Here is a 22,749-nt window from a genome sequence, read left to right as displayed (position 1 = left end):
CCTCACCCCACTCTCGAGCACTCTTCCTTCGAACAGGAGAACTTCGTTGACATCCCCCTCTCGGCGCGCCCTCGCCGGCTTGGCGATCGTCGGCACGGTAGCGGCAAGCTTCATCGCTATACCGGCCGTCGCGGCAGAACCCGATGCAACCGCCCCTATCCTCACGCCCTACTACACGGAGCTTGACCTCACCGGTGACGAGCAGGTCACAACCGACGACTTGAGTGTCGCCGCTGCCGCTCTCGGCACAACGTCAACAGTCGCCGGTTGGGCAGCCATTGCCGCGATCGACACCGACGCCGACAGCGTCATCACCGTTGCCGACATCGCGGCCCTCTCACAGCGCATGATCTACGACGACGGCCCCTTCGAGCTGATCGAGGCATCCGTCATCGACATGCAGGCAGCTATGAACGCGGGCGTCACGACGTCGGTCGAAATCACGCAGAGCTACATGGACCGCATCGCGGCCTATGACCGTACCGCGGTTGCCGAAGGCGAACGTCCGCTGAACTCCATCATCACGGTCAGCGATGTAGCCCTCACCGCTGCCGCTGCCGCCGATGCCGAGCGCGCAACAAACGGCATGACGAGCATGCTGCTCGGTGTGCCGATCGCGGTAAAAGACAACTACGACACGATCGACATGGTCACCACCGGTGGCTGTGGTTGCTGGAACGAAAACCAGACCGACTCGGATGCCGCCATGGTCGAAGGTCTTCGCGCCGAGGGCGCCGTGATCCTCGCCAAGGCAAGCCTCGACGAATTCGCGTACGGCTTCGCTTCGGAATTCTCATCCTTCCAGCAGCCCGGCTCCACACTGTTGGTCGCAAGCCCCTACAACACCTCGAAGACGGCCGGTGGCTCGTCGGGCGGCACTGGGGCCGCGATCTCAGCGAACCTCGCGGGGATCGGTTTCGGCACCGACACGGGTGGCTCGATTCGAGTGCCGTCCAGCTACAACCAGCTCGTCGGCATCCGTCCCACCGTTGGCCTGACGAGCCGCGACGGCATCATTCCGCTCGCGCTCTCGCAAGACACCGGTGGCCCCATGGCTCGTAGCGTCCTCGACGCGACTGTGGCACTTGATGCTGTTGTCGGCGTCGATGAGGCAGACCCCGTCACGAGCGCACAAGAAGGGCTCGTACCGGCGTCTTACACCGAGTACCTCGATTCAAACGCTCTCGAAGGCGCACGCATCGGCTACGTCGCGTCGATGGTCGGGGGCAACAGGACCACGGCACGCTTGTTCGCTGAGGCGAAGGCAACCCTCGAAGCACAGGGAGCCACTGTCGTCGAGGTCGCAGCCCCGACAGGCTTCAGCGCGGTGCTGGGCGAGGGCAGCGGTAGCACCAACGAGTTCAAGCACGACCTCGCCTCGTACATCGAGACTCACCTCGCTGAAAACGTCACGGCACGATCGATTACCGGCATCCTTGAAACCGGCAACTACGTGATTTCCCGCAAGAGCACGTACCAGAGCCGCGAAGCGGTCACCGAAGAGACGTACCAGAACTGGGCGGGTGCCGAGGGTACCCACACAGTCCAGCTCGCCAAGGGTAAAGAACTCGTGACAGCGCTGCTCAACGACAACGACCTTGACTCGCTCATCTACCCGAGCGGTACGCCCTATGGCACCCAGAGCACCAACCTGCGTTTGAGCCCCAACACGGGCATGCCATCGGTCACCGTCCCGATGGGCCAGGCGATTGAAGCGGATGCCACCACCACCGGCGCCGGCGTCAACCTCGAGTTCCTCGGGCGCGACTTCGACGAGGGCACGCTGTTGGGTCTGACCTACTCATTCGAGCAGGCAACCCACGCCCGCACCACACCTGTGCTCTACCCGGCACTCACGCAGTAACGAGCCCCGTATAAACCTGTGGGGCCCGAGCCACCCGACTCGGGCCCCCAAGTGCGTTACGCCTAACGTGTCAGCGGACGACCGCTGTGGGCGCTTTCAAATGTGAGATCACTTCTTCGCTGACGGATCCGAGCAGGAAGCGCGCGATCCCGGAGCGCCCATGCGTGCCAATCACGGTCATGAGCGCACTCTCTGCGGCGGCATTGATGACCGTCGCCGGGTCACCCTCCTCGATGCGCGTCTCTACGACGAGATCGGGATGAGATTCACGCACTTTCTCGACCATGTCGCCGACGAGCGCCTCGGTAATACCCTGCAAGTCAGTCGTATACATGTCGGGGTACATTCCAAAGTCACCCGAAACGAACACCGGCATCCAGGCCGAGACAGCGATGAGAGGTTCATCCAGGCGTGTTGCTTCAGCGGCTGCGAACTGCAAAGCGGTGAGCGCGACATCTGAGCCGTCGACGCCGACAACGACACCGCGACGCGTGCCTTGCTCTCCTACCGTCGCACTGGGCACGACGACGACGGGGCAGTGCGCACCGGCGGCGATGCGGGCACCATGATGACCCGCGCGACCACGCGCGCCTGGTTCGATGCCGATCACGAGGAGCGTGGCGTCAGCCGATCCCTCGATGAGCTCTTCTGTGGGATTGCCGCTTCCGACGTGGGTCGAGATAGACAGCCCTGGAATAAGCGCCGATATGCGGGTGATTTCAGCATCCAGCAGCACAGCTGCGGCATCCATTGCGCGCGCCAAGACCTCGTCTTCGCCGACGGCGCCGACAGCACCTCCGACGATGCATGAGAGCAACAGATCAGCACCATCGGCGGCAGCGCGGTGCGCAGCCCAGTCGAGGGCACGTTGAGAGGCGGCCGCCTCCGTCACACCGACGATGATTGTCTCGCTCATGTACGGGGTTCCTTTTCTCGAGGGGCGCGCTGTCGACATCAGCGTACGGCGTTGCGCGCCCTGAGCGACAACCCCTATTCTTTACCCTGCATGCCGTTGCCGAGGGATCGTTGCCCGACGATCCCACGTTGGGCGAGAGGTTGGCCCTGCACCCCCTTGCGCAACCCACGATCCGCACCGCATGCTCGCGACCCCCTCAAGCCACCCCCTTCTATAGCTTGAGGGGGTCGCTCTGCTAACTCGACGCGTTTCGGGTCCTCCGGGTGCGTATCCCCTCGCCCAGGGCAATCAGGAGCATCCCCAGGCAGGCTCCCGCGGTGTTCGCCACGATGTCCATCAGGCTCGCGACCCGCTGGTCGAGCACGAGAGCCTGCACGGACTCGATGGTCACTGTCGCAAGAATGCATAACGGCAGGACCAGGTAGCGAGATTGCCGCAAGATCAACATCAGGAGCAGCCCGAGCGGCACGAAGAGCAGCACATTCGCACCAACTTCTACCCGGCTATATGTCGCCCAGGGCACGTGGCGCTGCACAAACCTCAGCAAGGGCCCCGCGCCGGAGTCCACCGGAACAGGCCAGATAGCGATTGCGGTCAGCGCGGCGAGGTAGAACGCCAGCCAGACCGATGCTGTTTTCCCATGCCGCGGGGTCGGGTTCGCGTTCATCGGACTCCCGGTCTCGCCCACCGTGCTGAGCCAGCACGATCGTGGGGAGCTATCCTATCCTCAAAGCCTCCCCTGTTTACGGCCTCCCCGGATCGAGTCTCACAGTGACCACTGCACCCGCCGCGTCGCGACGCCGACGCAGTCTCCCGCGCTGGGTGTGGATCAGTATCGTCGCAGCAGCACTCGTCATTATTCTCGCCGTGATCGCCGCGATCGGATGGACAGTGACCACAGGACTCAGCCTCTTGAACGCAGAGCCTCCCGGGGTCGGAACGACCATCGTCGCCCCGGCGGAGTCAAAAGCTTCCCTCGCGGCAGAGTCCGCATCTGAGGGCACGGAAGAATTCGCCGCCGCGGCGTACCTCGCAGCAGCTCCCACCGCTTATTGGCTCACGCCAGAGCTCGATCCCATCGGTGATGTCGGTGCACGCGTCCTCAATCTGGCCAACGAAGCACGTGATCAAGACGCAGCGCTTGCCGTGGTCATCTACGGACTCCCCGAGCGCGACTGCGGGCAATACTCCGCGGGTGGACTCGACGATGCCGACTACGACACGTGGACAACTGAAATCGGTTCCGCGCTCTCGAGTGCTGGCGCAGCAGACATTCAGAAGATCATCATCCTTGAGCCCGACAGCTTGGCTCTCGCTCCGCAGTGCGACAACGTCAATGCACGGATGACGCAGCTCCACGACGCCGTCGATCGGCTCGCTGGAACAAACACGTGGATCTACCTCGACGGCGGACACTCAAATTGGCTCCCCGCCTCCGAAATGGCAAGCCTCATCCAGCAGGTCGACGTTTCTGACGCTATCCGCGGTTTTGCAACGAACGTGTCCAACTATCAGCCCACCTACGCTGAGTTCGAATATGCGCACCAGATCTCGGATGCGCTCGGCGGTAGCCACGCCATCGTTGACACATCCAGAAACGGCGCGGATCAGGCCGAATCGGATTGGTGCAATCCGTCAGGGCAGCTGATCGGAGCTGCCGGCGGCGCCTACGGTGACGACGTCGTCGACACAAATCTCTGGGTGAAGCCCCCGGGGGAAAGCGACGGCGAGTGCAACGGCGGTCCAGTCGCGGGAGCATGGTGGCCTGAAAGCGCGGTCGAGTTGACGACGAACGTGGTGCAGTAACACTCGTGGCAGAGCACCGGTCTACTCCGCCGGTATGGAACAATGACGAAGATCAATCGACCTTAGGTGAGGCCCAGATGACCGACGACGCAGCGGTGCAAAAAACGGCGGTGATAGTCGAAGACGATCCCGATGTGCGCCACCTGCTTGTTGAAGTATTGGAGGCCGCAGGTTTCTCGACAGTTTCAGTGGGCAACGGAATCGACGGCGTCCGCGCGGTAATTGCATACCAGCCGTTCTTGACAACGCTTGATGTCAATATGCCAGGTATCGATGGCTTCGAAGCCGCCCGCCGTATTCGCGCGAAGAGCGACACTTTCATCATCATGCTCACTGGGCTCACCGATGAGGCCGACGTCGTCCTCGGACTTGGCGCGGGCGCCGACGAGTACATCATCAAGCCATTCCGTCCGCGCGAATTCCGTGCTCGCGTCGAAGCGCTCATGCGTCGCCCTCGCCCGACGCAGACGTCACAGGCGCCACGACAAGATAGCGTGGGCCCGTCATTTCCAGGAGCTCGACCGCAGTCTCCCCCGCAGGCGCCAGCAGCGACGCTGCCCCAACCCAGCGAAGCCGTCAGCGCCGAACAATACGACCAGACACTGTACGAGATCCCGCCGACGCAGCAGGTTCCACAAACCTTCCCGATCGCACAGCCCGTCGCTGGCTCCGCTGTCGTCCAGCATGCACAGCCGGTCAATACCGGGGCCGAGGCCGAAGTCGCACATACGCACCCGCACCGTGGGTCCTGGATGTCGCATCGCGACCTGAAGGTGAACCCGGAAACACGGATTGCTGTTGTCGGCAATGAAGAAGTCGAACTCACTCGCACCGAGTTCGATCTGCTCGCGACGCTGATGGAGTCGAAGCGACGTGTGCGCAGCAAAGCAGACCTCACTCTGGTGCTGCGCGGAGAGTCGTACGTCACGTCGTACTTCGTTGGCGAAGCTGACAAACGCGCGGTCGAGGCGCACATGACGAACCTTCGGCGCAAACTCGGCGATAGCCCCGCCAACCCGCGGTACATCGAAACCGTCCGGGGTGTCGGATACCGGCTCACTGCCGAGGTTATATCGGGCGTCTAGCTCTGAAGCAGTTCTAGACCTTGTAACCGTGGTGGCGACGCAGCAGCTTCGCAAACATGCCCACTGTCTGAAGCACTGTGACGACGCCGACGATCGGCCATCCAATCCAGAGGATTGTCGATTGCGCTACCGGACCGATGAGGGTCCATACGACGGCCATGGCAACGAGAACCGCGGCAAGAAGCAGGAGGGGCGCCCAGTGGCCGAGCGATCCGCCACCGCTTTCGGCTTTCGCCTGGGCAGCCCAGTTATCGACCTTCTTCTTCGAAAGAAAGCGTGACCAGGACCGAAGAAAGTGGCCAAGCCGCACCCACATGAACATCTCGGCAGGAAACAGCAGAACAGCGAACAGCACATCTCGGTTATCGCAGTGCGTCATTGTTCGCGCAATACGAAGGTTGAGCGCCATTGCCACGAGCGGTGGAATCAACCACCACGCTGAGAAGATGAATGCATCGATCGAGAGCGAGCCTGCCAGCAGAATCACGAAGGCAACTCGCACGAAGAGGTTGGTGAGCATGCCGAAGTTTTCAAACCACCGCAGACGCAGGTTGGGGTGGAAAGGCTGTCCCTTAGTGTCGCCGCGCTGTCCGGGCCACATCAACTCGATGGCACCGTAGGTCCACTTGACCTGCTGTGCGTCATAGCCTTTCAAAGTGGTCATGCCGCCGACGTTGGCGCGAGCATACGGGCTGATCTTGGTGAGGTACCCGGCGCTCTTGATCTGCAGTGACAGCAGCGAGTCTTCCACTTCGCTGTCTTTCACCCACGGTGTTGTCTGGTGATTTTGCTTCATCGCGTCACGCAACGCGTTTGTCGAGAAGATCGAGAATTGCCCACCGAGAACAGCCATATTGCGACCACGGAGCAGGTTTTGCAGGTTGAATGCGGCGAACTGCGTGCGCTGTCCGGCAATCAAGAACTTGCCGACTCCGCCTTTGATAGGGCGATCGTCGATCGTGAAGATCGCGGAGATGCCACCGATTCGAGAATCTCCCACGGCTTCTGTCTCGAGGTACTCGACGGCACGTGAGTTTGCGATGGTGTCACCGTCGACACCGAGGAGGTAATCGCATCCCTCGACGAGCGAGTAGCCGTAGTTCAGTGCGCCGACCTTCTTGTCGGGGTTTTTACCAATGTCGTGCACGAACACCTCGGTGAACTGGTCTCCCTCGTCACTCTTGAGTTCGTGAGGGCCAGCGAACTCCGATGCGATCTTCACGGTGTTGTCAGAAGTGTTGTTGACAACAACGTGGATGACGTCGGGAACACGAGTCTGCTTCAGCAACGCCTCGATGACATCGGCGATCGACTCTTCCTCGTTGTACGCGGGGATGACGCATCCGATAGTTGACCGGTGCCCCGTGGAGTTCTCAAGCACAGCCGCGAAGTCTTCGGGAAACTCGCCTTCGAACGGCGATCCGACGATTTCTTGAGCGTGCAATGGGGCTTCATACGACCTAGCCGGGGCTTCGATGCGGTTGCGCACATTCGACATGGATTCTTCACCTCGCATACAAGCGGTAACACCGCTCTGATGTCCCGTGCCGAAGACCAAATCGTCCGGCAAGAAACAGACTGCTACACTCCCCGCAGCGATGGCGCAGGCTTGACTGCACGAAAGCGCAATTTTCCCGCAAGATTGACACTCCCGATTACCCGTCGGAGGACACCCTGCACCTGCTCACCCCCCTGTTTTCTGGCTTCATCGCACTCGCGGCGACGGCCGGCGTGATTCTCATCACGGTTCGACGCGTTCGAGGCACGGCATCAGAGCGCCGCACTGTGGCCGAATACACTGCGCTCGCCGGTGTCGCGTGGTTGATGTCGACAGTGTTTTACGCGCTGAACTTCTTCACTGATACCGACCTCGCGATCGCCCTCGGCGATGCCTTAATGGTGCTGGCGCCAGGGCTGATCTGGGTCGCATTACGCATCGTAAACGTGCGCGCATGGAGTGGCCTGTTGCTCGCGGTGACACTGCCACTCACCGTTTACGTGCTGGGACTGCTCATTCCACTACCGCCGGCCGCTGCGGTGAAGCTGTTGGCGATGGCTGGGTTTTCTATCGCGGTGTTCTTCGAGGCGAGACAGACTCCACTGTCGGCCCTCCCAGGAACCAGGATGATTGCATTCACCGCCGTCACCTTCGCGATGCTGCTCGGGCTTCGCCTCGTCATAGAGGTGTTCCGCGGCGCTGACGGCGCCGACCTGTTTGCCACTCGCCGGCTCACCATCGCCGGAATTGTCGTTTTTATTTTCGTGACGATCGGCGTTGTGCGACTGCTGCGTGCGCTTTCTCCCACGTCCACGCAACCCGGTATTTCCGATGGTTCTCCCGAGGGATCGAGCGCCGTCGTTTTCTCGATCGAGAATTTCACCGTGGTGCGTGTCGGACGGGGTTCGAGCTACGCCCGAACTATCCAAGATGCACTTTTTGACGCCGTCGAAGACTACCTTGTCGGCTCGGCTCAAGCATCCTCCCACGACGACGGCCGCGTCATAGCGATCGTTCCACCCGGCTCTGGCCTCGATTGTGAAACCAGTGTTCGTCCCGAATTCGCACTAAAGGTCGAGCGGCTCGAGGCGACAACGGCAATCTATTCAGAACCGCTAATTCTCACTGTCGAGTGCCACGATCTGTCCACGCCCGCAGACGTGACGGCGTTTGTTCGTGACGCGACGGCTACTCGGTTCCGTCCGGGAAGATAGCAATCGGCAGATACTGGTACACAGTCTGCTGGGTGAAGCTCGAGTCGGTGTCAGCTGTGCCTTCGACCGATATCTCGATCGCAAACTCAAGCGTCAGGCCATAGGTGTCTTCTGGTAGTTGGTGAATTGTCGTCAGAGGCACGTAAAGGCCGCCCTGGAAGCTGTTGAGCAAGAGACCCCGACTACTGCGAAGCGTGTCGGTGGGAACCAGAGTGCGGGGATCCGCGGAAAACTGGAACGGGCTCTGCACTTGGCCCGAGGTCTGCGCAGTCTGCGATGTGATCGAGATCGACGAGATATACACTCGACGCTTCTCCTTCAGCACAGATTTTTCATCAACGAGGTTGTCGTGCACATTGATGGCGAAGCCAAACGTCTTCTCGTTCGAGGGCCACCACTCACGTGTGCGCTTCGGGTCAGATGCCCAGACATCGAGAGTCAGCTCGAGGTCGTTGGCAACATCGGTCGACAGTGACACCGATCCGTCGTAGGTGAATTGCGAGTTGAAAGTCATCGAAGCCGACGGGCTCGGCGCTGGCGTACTCACAGTGGTCGACGCATTTGCCTCGGTCGACGAACCGCCCAGCTGATTGAACGCATCAACAACCTGCGCACATCCGCTCAGCGACAGCACGCCGGCCAGGGCGACAGAAGTTGCGGCTAAGCTGCGTCGGGCAAGTCGGGAAGACGGGGTACGGCTCACAGTGATCCACTCCTCAGTGGTGAGGTGTTCGGGTTACCTCAAGACGGGTCGGGCACACCGTCATCCTGCAAGCTGCACGGGCAGAGGGCGGCGAGGGAAGTATACGTTAGCTTCACTAGACTCAACACTATGGCTGCCAGCGGGGGTGAGACAGCGCGCAAGGCGCACACAACAGGTGTACCAGTCGTGCGTGCTCCGGGCCCGACCGCGCGAACGCGGTCAATCTGGCTCACACAGCTCGTCCTGACCGGCAGTGTCGTCTGCATCACTGCGGTCGTGCAGATCCTCAGCCCCGATGATTTTTCGAGCTGGACTTATGCCGCCGGACTCGCGATGATCATTGCGCTTACCGCCGCCGCTTTGCTTGTGCCGTGGACGCACGCTCCTCGGGATGCCGTGCTCGTGCTGCCGTACGGCGACATCATCGGAATTGGGCTCCTCGTCGCAGCCAACGACCTCCAGTTCGGTTTTTTGTGGGTCTTTCCGATCTTTTGGATTGCGACGCACTTCGCCCTTCCGGCTCTTATTGCAGCGCTTCTCGGTGTTGCTGGTTTGATGGTCGGCGAAGCTGCGATTTCACCTCCCAACGGAAACCTCACGCTCCAACTCGTGATCGTGATCCTCTCGCTCACCTTCATCGGTCTCACGTCTTGGCAGGCGGCCAGACAGACGCGTGCCTTCAAGCAGCTCCTGCGCCGCCAGTCATCTCGCCAACAGGGCACCATTCAGCGCGTGAGCTCCCAAGAGCGCCGCGTCACACAGATGCTGAACGCCTTGGATGTCGGCATCGCGCGGCTCGCCCTTGACGGCGACATTCTGGCCGTCAACGACACGTACGCCGATATTTACGGTTTGAACCGCGATGATCCGACACAACCTGGCCGCGCCGTCGAGTATGCGGCGCTTCGGGGCGAAGCGCTTCCAGAGCTCCGCCGGCCGCTGGCGCGAGCGATACGCGGCGAAGTCTTCGAAGATGAGCGGGTATGGCTCTTCGATGGCAACGGCAAGTGGCACGCACTCTCGGCGTCAACACGAATCCTCGACAACTTGGGTAGCGAGCCGCTCTCAACTCTTCTCATCGTGCACGACATCACCGATCTCATTGAGGCCGAGCGTGCCCGCGAGCATATCGCCACCGTGGTCTCGCATGAGCTCCGAAACCCGCTCACCGCCATCATCGGGCACGCAGAACTCGCGCTCGAAGACGACGGACTCGCCGCGAGCACACGCGAGCAGCTAGAAGTGATCGACCACGCGGGCCAGCGCATGCAGACCTTGATCGGTGAGATTCTCACCAGCACCCAACCGCGACGAGTCGACAGTGGATACTCGCGCGTCGACGCTCGCCGCATCCTCGAGAGTTCACTCGAGTCGTTCCAGCCTTCGGCCGTCGCGCAGGGCGTCCGCGTCAGCATCTCGGTACCGCAGCCGCTACCCGTACACGGCGACGGATTCAGGCTCCGTCAGGTCATCGACAACCTCCTGAGCAACGCCATCAAATACACACAACGCGACGGAACCGTCCAGATCTCCGGAACCGTCGACGACGGTGCCGCTGTGATGACGATCACCGACAGCGGCATTGGAATTTCAGCACGAGATCTGCCCCAAGTGTTCGATCCTTACTTTCGCGCCGAAACAGCACGTGAAAGCTCAACACCCGGCACCGGCCTCGGCATGGGAATCGCGCGTGACATCATCACCGAGCACGACGGCGCTCTCGATGTCGAGAGCGAGCCGGGGGCCGGTACCAGAATCACCGTGCGACTCCCGCTCGCCGACGACGGAGCGGAAGACGGCCAATGACCGCACTGACAAGTGACGGCGGAATCGGGTCCGCTCAGCTCGTGGTTGTTTCACTCTGCACCGTGCTGATGGTGGGTCTTGGGTTCATTCCTCGTCCGAGCCGCGCGACGCTCGCGTGGGCGCTGGCTTTCGTTCTCGCGATCTCATCCGTCTACCTCACCGTAGGAGCTGAAGCGGCAGGCGCAGAAACGCTGCGCCGAATCGGTCTCGCCTTGCTCTTGGGAGCACCGATCTTGATCTGGTCGGGGCTCCGCTCCTGGCGAGGAGCCCGACCATACATCTGGGCCGTCGCCCCTGTCGGCGCCGTGTTTGCAATCACCTTCTCGCTCCCGCTCGGAGTAGCTGAATACGCCCTCGCCTTCCGCCTTTCGTTCGCAGTCGTCGCCGTTTTCTGCGGCTTGACAATCGTGGAGCTCCGCCGGATTCCTGAGCGTCGCGAGCGAATGTTGCTGCCGCTGACCGTGGCGTCCATCGGTTTTGTTGTTTTCGCCCTCATCGGTTTAATGAGCGCGTTTTTTCCCGCATCAGCGACCGATCCGCTGGCAGTTGCACGCTTGGTGAACGGGCTCGGATTGCTTGGCTACATGATCTGCATCGTGGTGAGCCTGCTGTGGCTTGCGCAAGGAACATCGGCCGGCCAAATCCGCGAGGTCGCCGGATGGGCCAGGTTTCGCGCGACGGCTTCGGAACGCCTCGTGCGCGCGCGCGACCGCGACGAGCGCACGTGGGCTCTTCTCATGCTGCGCGTCGACGATATTGCCGATATTCGTGATGCAGCTGGTGAAATCGGGTTCGCCAGAATTGCTGCCCGGTTTGAGTCGCTCGTGCGTCAGATGGTCCCCGCCGATGCCGATATTGGCCGACGTTCCGCAGGAACTGTGGTAGCCCTTGTCCCCCGCACGGTGCCCGTGACGCGAGAATACGTTCGAAAGCTCCTTGCCGAGCTATCGCTGCCGCCCGCCGACGGATCTCTGCAGGTATCGGCAAGCGTGGGGTGGAGCTCCGTAGAAACCGCGGGCTACGACTTCAGCGAACTTGAACGAGCAGCACGCATTGGTGTCGATATCGCCGCCGCCGCGGGCGGCGACCGCTGGCACCGTGACCGGATTTAGCCTTCGGTTCCCGACGCAGGAGACGCCGCAATCGCAATCGTGAGCGAATCGGTCGCTGTCTGCTTGGCGAACTCTGTCGAATCAGGCGCAGCCTGAACCAAAAAATCGTAGGTGAACTGCACCGTGACAAAGGTTGCCCCCGCAGGGACCTCTCCCATGTTGAACGTCTGAGAGTAGCTGTATGGGTCAAGCACGAGATAGCCCGGATTCACGCTTGACTCGTCGATTTGCGGATCGAGAGCCGCAAACGTCTCCGTCGCATTCCCCGGCACGGCAACCATTACAGCGCGCTGAAGATAGACCTTCTGGCCGTCATTGGGCGTCACCGTCGTTGACATCGAAAGGCTGATGGGTTTCAGCGATGTCGCTGTCCACTGATCCATTGAAAGCGTCGACCAGTAGTTGATCGTTGCGGCGACAGCACCAGCCGTCACTTCGCGCTCGGTAGAGCCCGACGAAAGATCATTCTCGACAGGCGCTGGCACAGCGGTGGCCGTCGACGTCGGTGTTGGCGAAGCTGAACTTGCCTGGTTCCAGGGTGCTGGACCACACGCGGTCAGCGCCGTGACGAGCAGGCCGCTTGCAAGCACAACCGCGGCGCCTCTCCGGACTGACTGCATGATTTCCTCTCTCCATCGAAGTACAGACGTCGCCGCGCCGCGCCTTCTGTATCCGACCTGACGATCAGTCTATTCGCGCCAGCGTTCGCAGCGCCTAAAGTATGGGGGTGACCTCTGCTCCTCCGACAAAAGCCCGCGCCGGACACATCGTCGCATGGACGCTGGTCAGTGTTCTCGTCATCGTGCTCGCTGTGTTCGCCTGGATCGGCGTGCGCGCCTACCTCGCGTACGGCCATCTCACTGGTGCTCAAGCGACCGCGCGCGAAGTTGCAGCGGACCTCAGCGACCCAACAATCGCAACGAGCGCTGTGCCGCAGATCGCGAATGACACTGCTGCCGCCCGCGAGCTCACATCCGACCCGGTGTGGCGTGCGGTTGAAACCCTGCCCTGGATAGGACCCCAGCTACAGGCTGTATCCACGATTGCCGCAGCAGCGGACCAGGTGGCCTCAGAAGCATTGAGCCCACTCGTCGAAGTAGGAACAACGTTTTCCCTCGACACCCTGCGCCCCGTCGATGGCACTTTCGACACGACACCCTTGGAATCGGTAGCGGATGCCGCGGCTACCGGCGCGAGCGATGTGGGTGAAGCCGCAGCATCCGTTCACGCCATCGATTCGTCGGCGCTTCTCCCACCGTTACAGACAGCGGTAACGGAGATTGGAGTTCTCCTAGACCAAACGCACACGGCTATTGACGCGGTGGCGAAAGCCGCAGTTTTGATGCCCGCAATGCTCGGATCTGACGGCCCGCGCGATTATCTCGTCGTTTTCCAGAACAACGCCGAATGGCGTTCGCTCGGTGGAATCGTAGGCGCCACCACTGTCGTCCACACCGATGCCGGCAGCATCTCGCTCGGCGCCCAAGCATCGTCGGGTGATTTCTCGCGCTACGACGGCGGAGTGATTCCGTTGAGCGATGAGATTCTCGCGATCTATGACGACAAACCAGCGCTCTACATCCAAAACATCACTCAGGTGCCGGACTTCTCTCTCAGCGGCGAGCTCGCGCAGGCAATGTGGCTCCGCGAAACCGGACAAACCGTCGACGGTGTCATCGCTATCGATCCTGTGACGCTGTCTTACGTGTTGGAAGCAACAGGCCCCGTGACCCTGCCAAGCGGCGACGTGCTCTCGAGCGACAACGCGGTATCGCTTCTGCTCAATGAGGTTTATCAGCGTTACGACGTGCCTGCCGAGCAAGATGCTTTCTTCGCCGCAGCAACCGCCGCCGTCTTTGAGAAGCTCGCGTCGGGGCAAGCAGATCCCGCGACACTGATTTCCGCACTCTCGCGTGCGGGATCAGAGCGGCGCCTGCTTATTTGGAATGCGGATGCCGACGACCAGTCGGTGCTCGACGGCACGACGCTGCAGGGCGATCTGCCGGTCACTGACGACAGTCAAACCACTTTCGGTGTGTATGCCAACGATGGCACAGGTTCCAAAATGGACTACTACATGCAGCTGGATTCGGCCGTGGGCTGGTGCAGCGACGGCGGCGAAACCTCCGACGCCGCTCTCACGGTACGTTTACGCGACAATGCGCCCGCGGACGCTGCGAATCTACCCTCGTACATCACCGGTGGCGGCGGCTTCGGTGTGACGCCCGGTGTCACGCGAACAGTTGTCTACCTCTACCTTCCGGAGGGCTCCGAGGTCGTCAGCGCGGTAACGACGGGAACCGTAACGACGACAGGCTTCGGCGGGGGTGAACACGACGGCAGGCGGGTGCTCACCTGGAGCACAGATCTGACTCCGGGCCAGGAGTCGACGGCGCTTGTTCGAGTACGCACGCCTCATACGCCGTCCTTGAGTGTGCAGGAAACGCCAACAATTAACACCGCAGACACAGCTAGTGTTGCGCTATCGTGCGAAGTTTCGGGATAATCGACCTAAGGGATTCGTCGTCGAGAACCAAGATGGCACTCTCTTTACTTGTTTTGACCGCTTGTCACGGCGACATGACCATCAGAAAGCGCAGCGCACCATGAAGCTCATCCTCGTGAAGGCTTCACTGGCGCGAGCCACCGCCGCCCTCATACTCTCCGCAGCTGCGGTTGTCGCTTCGCCCCTCGCAGCGAGCGCCAGCGCATACCCCGCGAGCGATTCGGCGCAGGTGTCATCGGCAACGATCGAGCAGGGCGGCTCGGTTGATCTCAGCGTTGCCGACGGAACATTCATCCCCGGCGAGACGGTCACTATCACTGTGACCGGCCAAAACGCCAACGAGATTACGTTCGGCATGGTCCGTTTTGCCGTTGAGACGAAAACTTACGCTGACGCCAAAGCTAATTCTGACGGCGGACTTGACCCGGTCTCAATCAACTTTCCTGAGAACGCGAACGGCGCCTACAATATCGCGGTGTTTTCATCATCTTCTCCTGGAGACACCGTTACTGTCACAGTCGGATCCCTTCCGACAACCGGGTTCCAGTCGGCCAGCCTCTTGGGCTTCTGGGTCGGTGGCGGAGCCCTCGTGCTTGCCGGTGGCGCTATCGCGGTAGCCGCAACAGTTCACCGCCAGCGCAAGGCGAACGCGTAGCAACAGCCCCCGTGGGCGCGCTTCACCTCAGGCGAGTTTTGCGGCTGCAGCTTCGAGCTCAGCGTCGACCAAAATCGGCAGGTGGTCGCTCAGTCCCTGCGGCAATGTGCGGATGCGAGAGATATCGAAGCCGGTCGACGTCGCGAAGTCGTAGTGGCCGCGAAAGAAACGATAACGCGTGTACGTGCGCGCGTCGCTGAGCGTGAGCTGGTAGCCCTGGTCACGCACCTTGATCCCCAGATTCTCTTTGAAGACCGGGTAGTTGTAGTCGCCAACCATAAGCACCGGCAGCTCGGTTCCGAGCGTCTGCAGCTGCGCCAGTGCAGTGCGGATCTGATGACGCCGTAACGAGTTCAAAGCGGTGAGCGGCGCCGCATGAAAAGAGGCGACGATGAGATCGCGGCCATGATCAATGTCATGGAGGCGTACCCCGAGCATCCGTTCCTCGGCTGGCCTCAGCACTCGATCGTGAAGCGACTTCTTCAGCGCCATCGTGCACACTTCTTCAAGCCGAAACGTGCTCTCGCGATAATAGACAGCGAGACCGAGACGGTTGCGTCGCGTAGCATCCGCGAGCCGAAGCTCGCCGAATTGGGCGGGAATATCGGTCGTGTCGGCTTCTTGTAAACAGAGCACATCGGCAGCATGGCTCTCGACGAGAGCAGCAATCTCTCCGACAGCTTTGTGCTTACGCAGGTTGTAAGAAATGACCTTCATGGTGTTGCCCAGCCTAGGCCCGCACCGGTCGTTGGACACGATCTCTCGACAGACACAAAGGAAAGTTTCGAAACGCCATTTTCTACTCCTGCTCCTGCTCCTGCTCTATCGCTAGCTTTCTGCGCGCCCTTGTCTGTTCGGCACGAAGAGCCAACAAATCGTTGGAAGGGTAACCCACCTCGGTGAAGGTCAACCCGCGCGCGGCGATGACCGGAATGGCGCTTGTGCGCTCTCTCGCGTCGCGGAGCGCTGCGACATCATCGACGTCCATCCGGCCAAGACCTACCGAGACACAGGCCCCCACGAGCGCGCGGACCATGCTGTGACAGAAGGCGTCTGCACGCACAGCGGCCACGACAACGCCGTCCCCGTCGCGCTCCCATTCGAAGTTGAGGAGCGTGCGCACTGTGGTGGCGCGTTCGCGGGGTTTGCAGTACGCAGCAAAATCATGAAGACCGACGAGCGAGCTCGCAGCGGCATTCATGGCGTCGAGATCGAGTACGCCTTTGACATTCGTCCGATCGTGTCGTGAAAGCGGGTCATAGCCCGTGACGTAGTCAGAAATTTGGTAACGATAGCGGCGCCAAATGGCAGAAAAGCGCGCGTCGAACCCGTCGGGTGCCACACTCGCCCGTGTCACTGTGACGTCGGCATAGCTGCCGAGAATTCCACGCAAGCGGTGCCCAAGTTCGGTCACCGCATCAGCTGGCTCGCCCTGGTTGCCGCGCCGCTGGCGCAGGCGCCCGGTCTGCTTGTCATCGAGGTCGACGTGCGCGACCTGGCCGGTGGCGTGCACTCCAGCATCGGTACGGCCCGCAACGACAAGCCTGGTTTGCCCGCCCAAAATGCGTTCCAACGCACCTTCGAGGCTCCCCTGCACAGTGCGAAGTCCCGGTTGAATCCCCCAGCCACGAAAGTGCGAACCGTCGTAGGCGATGTCAAGGCGAATGCGCATCGAACCAGCGTATCCGGGCGCGTAGGATCAAGCGTGGACGAGCCCGCTTTTGTCGTCCCAAGCCGATGAAAACTGCCGCCAGCCCTCCCCCGAAGACCGCGCGCTACGCGGGCCTTGATGGCCTGCGCGCAGTCGCAGTGATCCTCGTTGTGCTCTATCACCTTTTCCCTGGTTGGATCTTTCAGAGCGGCTTTATCGGCGTCGACGTTTTCTTCGTCATAAGCGGATTTCTCATTACATCGCTCCTACTCCGTGAGCGCGTGAGCACTGGAAAAATCGCGCTTTTTTCATTCTGGCGACGACGAGCGCGACGACTCTTGCCCGCGCTTGCGCTTGTTCTCACCGTCTGTTCCTCTCTCGCGTGGATTGTCGGCGGCGACGTCTTGGTACGCCTCGGTCAGCAACTTTTATCGGCCGTTACCTTCAGCTACAACTGGGTGTCGATTGCGGACGGCTCTGCATACTTCAACGCGGCCATGCCGGAGCTCTTTCGAAACCTCTGGTCGCTCGCGGTCGAAGAGCAGTTCTACGTCGTCTGGCCGCTCATTCTGCCGCTTTTCTTGCTGATCCCACGGGCCAGATTTCGTGTACTCATCGCGTCAGCGCTCGCTGTCGTCTCAGCGGCCTGGATGGCAGTACTCGTATCCACCGGCGGCGACCTCACCCGCGCATACTTCGGAACCGAATCTCACGGTTTCGGGCTGCTCATCGGGGTCGCACTCGCCTTCGGGATGAAGCGGGCGCTATCAGATCCTCGACCCAGGATGCACCTCCTGCTCGTTCGCGTCGCCGTGGGCGCCGTGGGGGCGGCAGCAATCGCGGCGCTCATCGGCGTCGCCCTCCTCCCAGAGGTCGACGGAGTCGCCTCGTTCCCGGGCGTGCTGTTGACCGCCGGTATCCTCACCGGCGTGGCGATCGTCGCTGGCTCGTGGCCCGGCGTGGGCATCGGACGTGCACTCGACGCGCCACCACTCAGGTGGATAGGACGTAGATCGTACGGTCTTTACCTCTGGCACTGGCCGATTCTGGTCCTTCTGATGTCGGCGACGTCGCAGAGCACCGCCGCATCCAACGTGCCAGTGACAATAGGAGTAGTGGCCGTCGTCATCACCGTCGTTGCCGCTGCGCTCTCGTACCGCTATCTCGAAGTTCCGGTGCGCCGCTACGGCTTCCGCGTCTGTGTTTCTCGGCTCCTCGAGCACCTCCGAGGCGCTCCGGCATCTCGATTCCGAGCGATCGCTGCTCTCGCAGCATTTGCCCTCGTGCTCGGCGGCACGTCCGCCGCCGTTGCCGCAGCGCCCGCTGTTACATCGAGCGAGGCGGTTGTCGCGGCAGGCGCGGCGGCCGTCGAGCAGGCACGCCACAAGGTACCCCCGGCCCCACGCACGCTGTTCCCGAAACCGCTACCGGCTCTGGAACCGATCCAAGGCGACCAGATTTCAGCTGTCGGCGACTCCGTCATGCTCGCATCGGCTCCCGCTCTCATCGAGCGTTTCCCCGGTATCGCCATTGACGCAGCAGTCTCCAGATCGATGTGGCAGGGCGTCAGCGTACTGCAGGATCTCGCTGATTCAGGACGACTCCGTGATCACGTCATCGTCGCACTCGGAACGAACGGCGCCATCGACGTCGAGGCGCTTGATCGCATTGAAAGTATCGTCGGCCCGACGCGACAGCTCATCCTTGTAAACGCTTTTGCGCCTCGCGATTGGATCGATGGTGTCAATGCTGAGCTCGCTCGTTTCTCGGCCATACACCGCAACGTCGAGCTCGCCGACTGGTCTGGCGCAATTGCGCCCCACATCGATCTGCTGTCTGGCGACAAAATCCATCCTGGGGAATCCGGCGGACGCATTTTCTGCGACACGGTCGACACCGCAATGAAGGATCTGCAGCGGGCACAGTTGGCGCGTGCCGGTCAAGATTTACTGCCTTAACGGCTCACCGAGTCCGAGTCGAGGAGTTCCCACGCGCTCTGCGTCTGGTCAGTCACCGCGTCCATCGGGTCCTCTCCCTGCGTCCACCATTTGGCAACGAACGGCACATTCTTTACGACGACGCGCTCACCGGCGGGGTAGTTCGTCTCTTTATCCCACGGGGCGTAGGTGCCTTCAGCCACCGTCGGCAGCGTGAAGGGTTGGTCCGTAGGCAGCACCGGGCCGACATACAGCCACGGCGAATCGACCGCGCTCACGGTCGGATCGGCCGGGTCCGACTCGCCGTCCGTCCACCACTTCGCGACGTACACGTAGCCCTGCCGCACAACCTTCACCCCTGCCGAGTATGACTGTTTCGGCGTCCAGACCGGGAACGGACTGCTTTCTGGGTCATCAACGATCGCTGTAGTAATCGGCGTAGGTGTTGCGGTTGGGATGGGGCCCGGCAATCCATCGAACCCAGCGCTGAGCGCTGTCGCGAAGCTCTCGCCGCCCTGGTCGACGCCGCTGCACTCGTTCGAAACCACCATCGTGTTGGGGTAGTTCTCTCCGCACGTTCGGTCTCGGTTGAGCGACCACATCGACATGCGCCCCAGACCCTTCTTGACGGCGTATGCGTTGAGCGTCGCGGCATCCTTCAGCGTGAAAACCTCTCCTGCAATGTCGTTCTGACCGATCATTGGCGTTGCACCCAGCATGCTCCAGGCCTCACCACCGGGCAGCTTGATCTCAGCGTCGGTGTAAATACGCACGAGCTGCGCATTGGCGCCTTCGATGGCAGATTCGGATGCCGCAGCCATCGTCGCCCCGTCAAGGTCCACGCCGTAGTCCATTGTCATGAGGTTTACGCCGGCAAGCGTCACTCCAGCTTGCAGCATCTGCTGCACAGCTCTCACACCGTCATCGGTGAGACCGTCGGGTGAGACAGGAAGTGTCATCCACACAGCAAGATCGTGGCCGTCTGCCGCCCGCTCGGCCTGCACTGTGGCAATGGCATCGGCGCGCAGCGCACCGGCAACCGTATCGAGAAGGTCATCGCCTTCGATATCGAGGTCTACCGTGTCGAGATCGTACCGATCCACGACAGAGGAGTATGCATCCGCGAGTGCGGAACGATCGCTGCACACAGTCGACAACTCATCATTGGCCATACCGCCGAACGAGACGACAACGTCTCCGCCCGCTTGTCGATATCGCGCGATGTTCCGATCTATGTCGAGGTTGTCCGAAGCCTCGTCAAGGTCGTACACGCCGCCCCAGGTGGGCTCACATTCGTTTTTCGGATCGGCCACCACGAAGGCAAGCACTGTTGTCGCGGTGTCAGCATCAAGGCTGTTGGGAAGTTGGTAGTCATCTGCGAGGGTCACGTCCATGTATCCCCCGAACCAGGGAGTGGTCGCGTCAGACCCATCGGCCTCGGCGACCACCGGCGCGACAGCTGTTCGCACGAGGAACACTGCACCGATGGCAACGACGGCTACCGCTACGACGGCGAGAAGAAATCTCCACCACGACAGCCGTTTGCCGCTGTGCCTACCAACGCGAGGCTTCGCGGACCTCATACTGCGTTCGCCGCGTCGGCTGGGTGCTCTTCAGCTGTCTCTGTGACCTCTACAACAGACCGGTCACGCGGAGTACCGCGCACCTTTTGACCTGGGGCTGCCGCGCCTCGGTACAGCGCTGCTTGCCAGTCCACGGTCGCCGCCGCCGGCGCAAGTCCGTTGCCTTTCGACGCGTCTATCCACATCCAGTCGGTGAGGCCTAGCCAGATATCGACAACCGAGTTCCACAGCCCGATATACGTGATGATCGCCCACATCGCACAGACGGTATTGAAGGCGGCAAACCCAAACAACCACCAGTTTTGCTGAAAGAAACTCTGCCATGCAATGTACGCCGAGAACCCGACGATGATGTACGGGACCACGACGAAGATAAAGGGCGCAGCGATTCGATCTTTCACTTTGGGGGTCCGCGCAAACGGAATCTTCTTTCCCGTAATTGCCTGCTGGATCGATTTCAGAACACCCGCGAGGTTGACGGGCAGCAAGATGAGATTGAACCCGTAAATCCGAAAGATGTCGGTGCGCTTGTAACCGGTGTAGTGCAGGTCGCTTGCCATCGCAGCGAAGTAGGGAATAGCGCCGAGGAACACGAGCGGGCTGACGAGCCTGCTGTCGTACGGATAGACGAGCAGAAAGACGAGACCGAAGCTTGCCCACATGATCGAGGCGAGATAGTTGGCGCGAAGCGCGACCTCCATCGCCTTCATCGGCATACCGTCGCGACGACGCTCTCGCATCTGGTGCCAGAGCTTAGGCAAGATCACCAGGCCACCGTTGGCCCACCTGCGCCGCTGCACGACGAGCGAACCGAAGTCGGGGGGCGTTGCGCTGTAGCTCAGACGCTCCGGGTAGTTAACGAGAGTCCACCTGTGTTCGCCGAGGTCGACGCTCGATTCGGTGTCTTCGATGACAGTGCGGTCTTGCACGTAACGCCGCACATCGAGGCCGCCAGACGACTCGATCTCAAGGATGTCGTCAAGAGCTTCCATGCGAATAACCGCGTTCGCTCCCACCCAAAAGGTTGCGTTGTGGGCTGTCATACCTTGATGCAGAATGTGCTGCACGTCAGTTGTGGCACCCGCCAATCGTTCAATCCGGGTGGGCGCGCCACGAAAGGAAGAATAGGGAGTTTGAGTTACGGCAACGCGGGAATTCTCGGGCTGCTCGAGAAAGTAGACAAGACGCAAGCAGTAGTCGCGAAGAAGCAATGAGTCCGCGTCGAGTGTCAGAATGAACTCAGAGTTGGGGATGACGAAATCCGCAGGTTCCGTGCCCGGTACGTAGCGCAGCATGCGGCCATCCGGCGTCGCATGCTCCTGGTATCGACCGCCGATGAGACCGATATATGAGTTGAGGTTCATCGCCTTGTTTGCTTCGTGCGATAGCGATGCGTAGCGTTTGCGCTCGAACGACGTGACCTCAGCAGAGAAGATCCAGGCCAATCGTCGGAAGAGCTGCTGAATTCGCTCTGGCTTAAGCATGTGCTCTGCCGCGATCGCGGCCTCGATAGCAAGCGCTGTCTCTTCGAGGTCCTCAGCGAGGCCTTCAACCACCTCGCCGATGAAAAAGTCGTCAACGTGGTCGTCGTCTCGCTCGGCATCCGCCATTGCGCGAAGCCACTCGACACCGACGCGATACTCAGCGACGAGAGTCGGCATCACTGTCTCGACGGGAGCACCATCGATCATCAACTGGTGAGAACATTCCAGCCAGGCATCTGAGAAGCGCTCAGCTGGCTCGCGCAGTGCTGCTTCGATCTCTGCGGGCACAGCACGCGTCAAGGCCAGCCTCTCGGCGTCTGCCTGGTCATCCGGCTCCGGATTGTCATCGAGAAGGAGGACGACTCGCAGCGATGGGTATTCCTGCAGAGCAGCCGACCACAGCGTCTTCCGCACCACCGAAGGCTCTTCGGCGTATGAGGGTATCAGCACTGTGAGCGGCTCGTGCGAGCTGCCGAAATGGTCGTCGAGCTCGGTACGCGGCGCGCGTTCATGGTGGAGAAAGCGTCCGTATGCGCCCTGGCGCGCCACAAGGTACATGAGTGCCGAGAACATCAGGAATGTAACGACGACCACATATGAGACCGCTTCCACGATCCGCAGCGTCGTGTCGAACGCACCGCCAACGAGTTGGGTGAACACCACACTCACGACGTAGAGCACCCAGATGACGATCGTCGACCAGATCGCGATGTTTCCCCAAATAAGCTTCGCGGTCGACGGAGCAGGATGCATAGCCGGAAGCGGAATCCATGATCGCTCGGTGCCCCACTGCCGACGCCGTTTCGGCGCCGAAAGTTCTTTCAACATCTAACCCGGTCCCAATTCCGGCAGCGCCGTCACCAGCACACGCCTCCCCAAAAAAACGTGCCACGATCGTCGCCGCACCCTTGCAGACAACCACGCGCGGC

Annotated in this window: 18 protein-coding genes; 9 read left to right on the top strand and 9 right to left on the bottom strand. The window is 61.1% G+C overall.

All coding sequences use genetic code 11. From position 1 onward, the window contains the following. Positions 1-46 precede the first annotated feature (46 nt). Positions 47-1,864 (top strand): amidase family protein, encoded by a 1,818-nt coding sequence (locus tag FHS06_RS04990; protein WP_243845253.1) that lies wholly within the window; start codon positions 47-49, stop codon positions 1,862-1,864. Between the two features lie 70 nt (positions 1,865-1,934). Here the strand turns inward: FHS06_RS04990 and FHS06_RS04985 are convergent, their stop codons facing one another. Continuing rightward, the gene (locus tag FHS06_RS04985) at positions 1,935-2,780 is read right to left on the bottom strand and encodes a universal stress protein (RefSeq protein ID WP_167046220.1); all 846 of its coding nucleotides are present in this window, start codon (positions 2,778-2,780) and stop codon (positions 1,935-1,937) included. 235 nt (positions 2,781-3,015) lie between these two features. Continuing rightward, positions 3,016-3,447 (bottom strand): VanZ family protein, encoded by a 432-nt coding sequence (locus FHS06_RS04980; protein WP_167046217.1) that lies wholly within the window; start codon positions 3,445-3,447, stop codon positions 3,016-3,018. Between the two features lie 104 nt (positions 3,448-3,551). Between FHS06_RS04980 and FHS06_RS04975 the strand changes: the two genes are divergently transcribed. Beyond that, the gene (locus FHS06_RS04975; RefSeq protein WP_310734857.1) at positions 3,552-4,586 is read left to right on the top strand and encodes a glycoside hydrolase family 6 protein; all 1,035 of its coding nucleotides are present in this window, start codon (positions 3,552-3,554) and stop codon (positions 4,584-4,586) included. Between the two features lie 77 nt (positions 4,587-4,663). Continuing rightward, on the top strand, positions 4,664-5,671 hold the full coding sequence (locus FHS06_RS04970) for a response regulator transcription factor (RefSeq protein WP_182486525.1): 1,008 nt from the start codon (positions 4,664-4,666) through the stop codon (positions 5,669-5,671). 13 nt (positions 5,672-5,684) lie between these two features. On the opposite strand, the gene FHS06_RS04965 is transcribed toward FHS06_RS04970, so the two are convergent. Continuing rightward, a complete protein-coding gene (locus FHS06_RS04965; RefSeq protein WP_167046214.1) occupies positions 5,685-7,169 on the bottom strand; it encodes a glycosyltransferase family 2 protein in 1,485 nt (494 codons plus the stop codon). A gap of 287 nt (positions 7,170-7,456) precedes the next feature. Between FHS06_RS04965 and FHS06_RS04960 the strand changes: the two genes are divergently transcribed. After that, complete coding sequence (locus tag FHS06_RS04960; protein WP_167046211.1) at positions 7,457-8,383, top strand: hypothetical protein; 927 nt, start codon at positions 7,457-7,459, stop codon at positions 8,381-8,383. Here the strand turns inward: FHS06_RS04960 and FHS06_RS04955 are convergent. Beyond that, entirely contained in the window at positions 8,358-9,086 is a 729-nt protein-coding gene (locus tag FHS06_RS04955) for a fructose 1,6-bisphosphatase (RefSeq protein WP_167046208.1), read from the bottom strand. The genes FHS06_RS04960 and FHS06_RS04955 overlap by 26 nt on opposite strands. Before the next feature lie 129 nt (positions 9,087-9,215). Between FHS06_RS04955 and FHS06_RS04950 the strand changes: the two genes are divergently transcribed. Together FHS06_RS04950 and FHS06_RS04945 are read left to right on the top strand one after the other, a co-directional pair. After that, a complete protein-coding gene (locus tag FHS06_RS04950; RefSeq protein ID WP_167046205.1) occupies positions 9,216-10,892 on the top strand; it encodes a sensor histidine kinase in 1,677 nt (558 codons plus the stop codon). Beyond that, positions 10,889-12,004: a nucleotidyl cyclase domain-containing protein gene (locus FHS06_RS04945; protein ID WP_167046202.1), complete on the top strand. Its 1,116-nt coding sequence runs from the start codon at positions 10,889-10,891 to the stop codon at positions 12,002-12,004. Before FHS06_RS04950 ends, FHS06_RS04945 begins: the two co-directional genes overlap by 4 nt. Here FHS06_RS04945 and FHS06_RS04940 read toward each other — a convergent pair. Then, on the bottom strand, positions 12,001-12,624 hold the full coding sequence (locus tag FHS06_RS04940) for a hypothetical protein (RefSeq protein ID WP_167046199.1): 624 nt from the start codon (positions 12,622-12,624) through the stop codon (positions 12,001-12,003). The genes FHS06_RS04945 and FHS06_RS04940 overlap by 4 nt on opposite strands. A 107-nt stretch (positions 12,625-12,731) precedes the next feature. On the opposite strand from FHS06_RS04940, the gene FHS06_RS14300 reads away from it, so the two are divergent. Both FHS06_RS14300 and FHS06_RS04930 read left to right on the top strand, forming a co-directional pair. Then, positions 12,732-14,510 carry a DUF4012 domain-containing protein gene (locus FHS06_RS14300; RefSeq protein WP_167046197.1) on the top strand — a complete coding sequence of 593 codons (1,779 nt, stop codon included), beginning with the start codon at positions 12,732-12,734 and terminating at the stop codon, positions 14,508-14,510. A gap of 100 nt (positions 14,511-14,610) precedes the next feature. Then, positions 14,611-15,165 carry a cell wall protein gene (locus tag FHS06_RS04930; protein WP_167046194.1) on the top strand — a complete coding sequence of 185 codons (555 nt, stop codon included), beginning with the start codon at positions 14,611-14,613 and terminating at the stop codon, positions 15,163-15,165. A 27-nt stretch (positions 15,166-15,192) separates the two neighbouring features. Here FHS06_RS04930 and FHS06_RS04925 read toward each other — a convergent pair whose 3' ends face one another. Next, positions 15,193-15,882 (bottom strand): endonuclease/exonuclease/phosphatase family protein, encoded by a 690-nt coding sequence (locus FHS06_RS04925; protein WP_167046191.1) that lies wholly within the window; start codon positions 15,880-15,882, stop codon positions 15,193-15,195. Between the two features lie 82 nt (positions 15,883-15,964). Next, a complete protein-coding gene (gene truA, locus FHS06_RS04920) occupies positions 15,965-16,837 on the bottom strand; it encodes a tRNA pseudouridine(38-40) synthase TruA (protein WP_167046188.1) in 873 nt (290 codons plus the stop codon). 65 nt (positions 16,838-16,902) lie between these two features. On the opposite strand from truA, the gene FHS06_RS04915 reads away from it, so the two are divergent. Then, positions 16,903-18,774, top strand: coding sequence for an acyltransferase family protein (locus FHS06_RS04915; RefSeq protein ID WP_167046184.1), 1,872 nt, complete (start codon positions 16,903-16,905; stop codon positions 18,772-18,774). Here the strand turns inward: FHS06_RS04915 and FHS06_RS04910 are convergent. Both FHS06_RS04910 and FHS06_RS04905 read right to left on the bottom strand, forming a co-directional pair. Continuing rightward, positions 18,771-20,336, bottom strand: a complete 1,566-nt coding sequence (locus FHS06_RS04910; protein ID WP_167046181.1) for a glycosyl hydrolase family 18 protein — start codon at positions 20,334-20,336, stop codon at positions 18,771-18,773. The two genes, FHS06_RS04915 and FHS06_RS04910, sit on opposite strands and share 4 nt — an antisense overlap. After that, complete coding sequence (locus FHS06_RS04905) at positions 20,333-22,648, bottom strand: glycosyltransferase family 2 protein (RefSeq protein WP_167046179.1); 2,316 nt, start codon at positions 22,646-22,648, stop codon at positions 20,333-20,335. Before FHS06_RS04905 ends, FHS06_RS04910 begins: the two co-directional genes overlap by 4 nt. Positions 22,649-22,749 lie beyond the last annotated feature (101 nt).

The sequence above is a fragment of the Microbacterium halimionae genome, assembly GCF_011761265.1.
Lineage (GTDB): Bacteria > Actinomycetota > Actinomycetes > Actinomycetales > Microbacteriaceae > Microbacterium > Microbacterium halimionae.
Note: the sequence above shows the minus strand (reverse complement) of the source record. Positions and strands in the feature narration are given on the sequence as shown.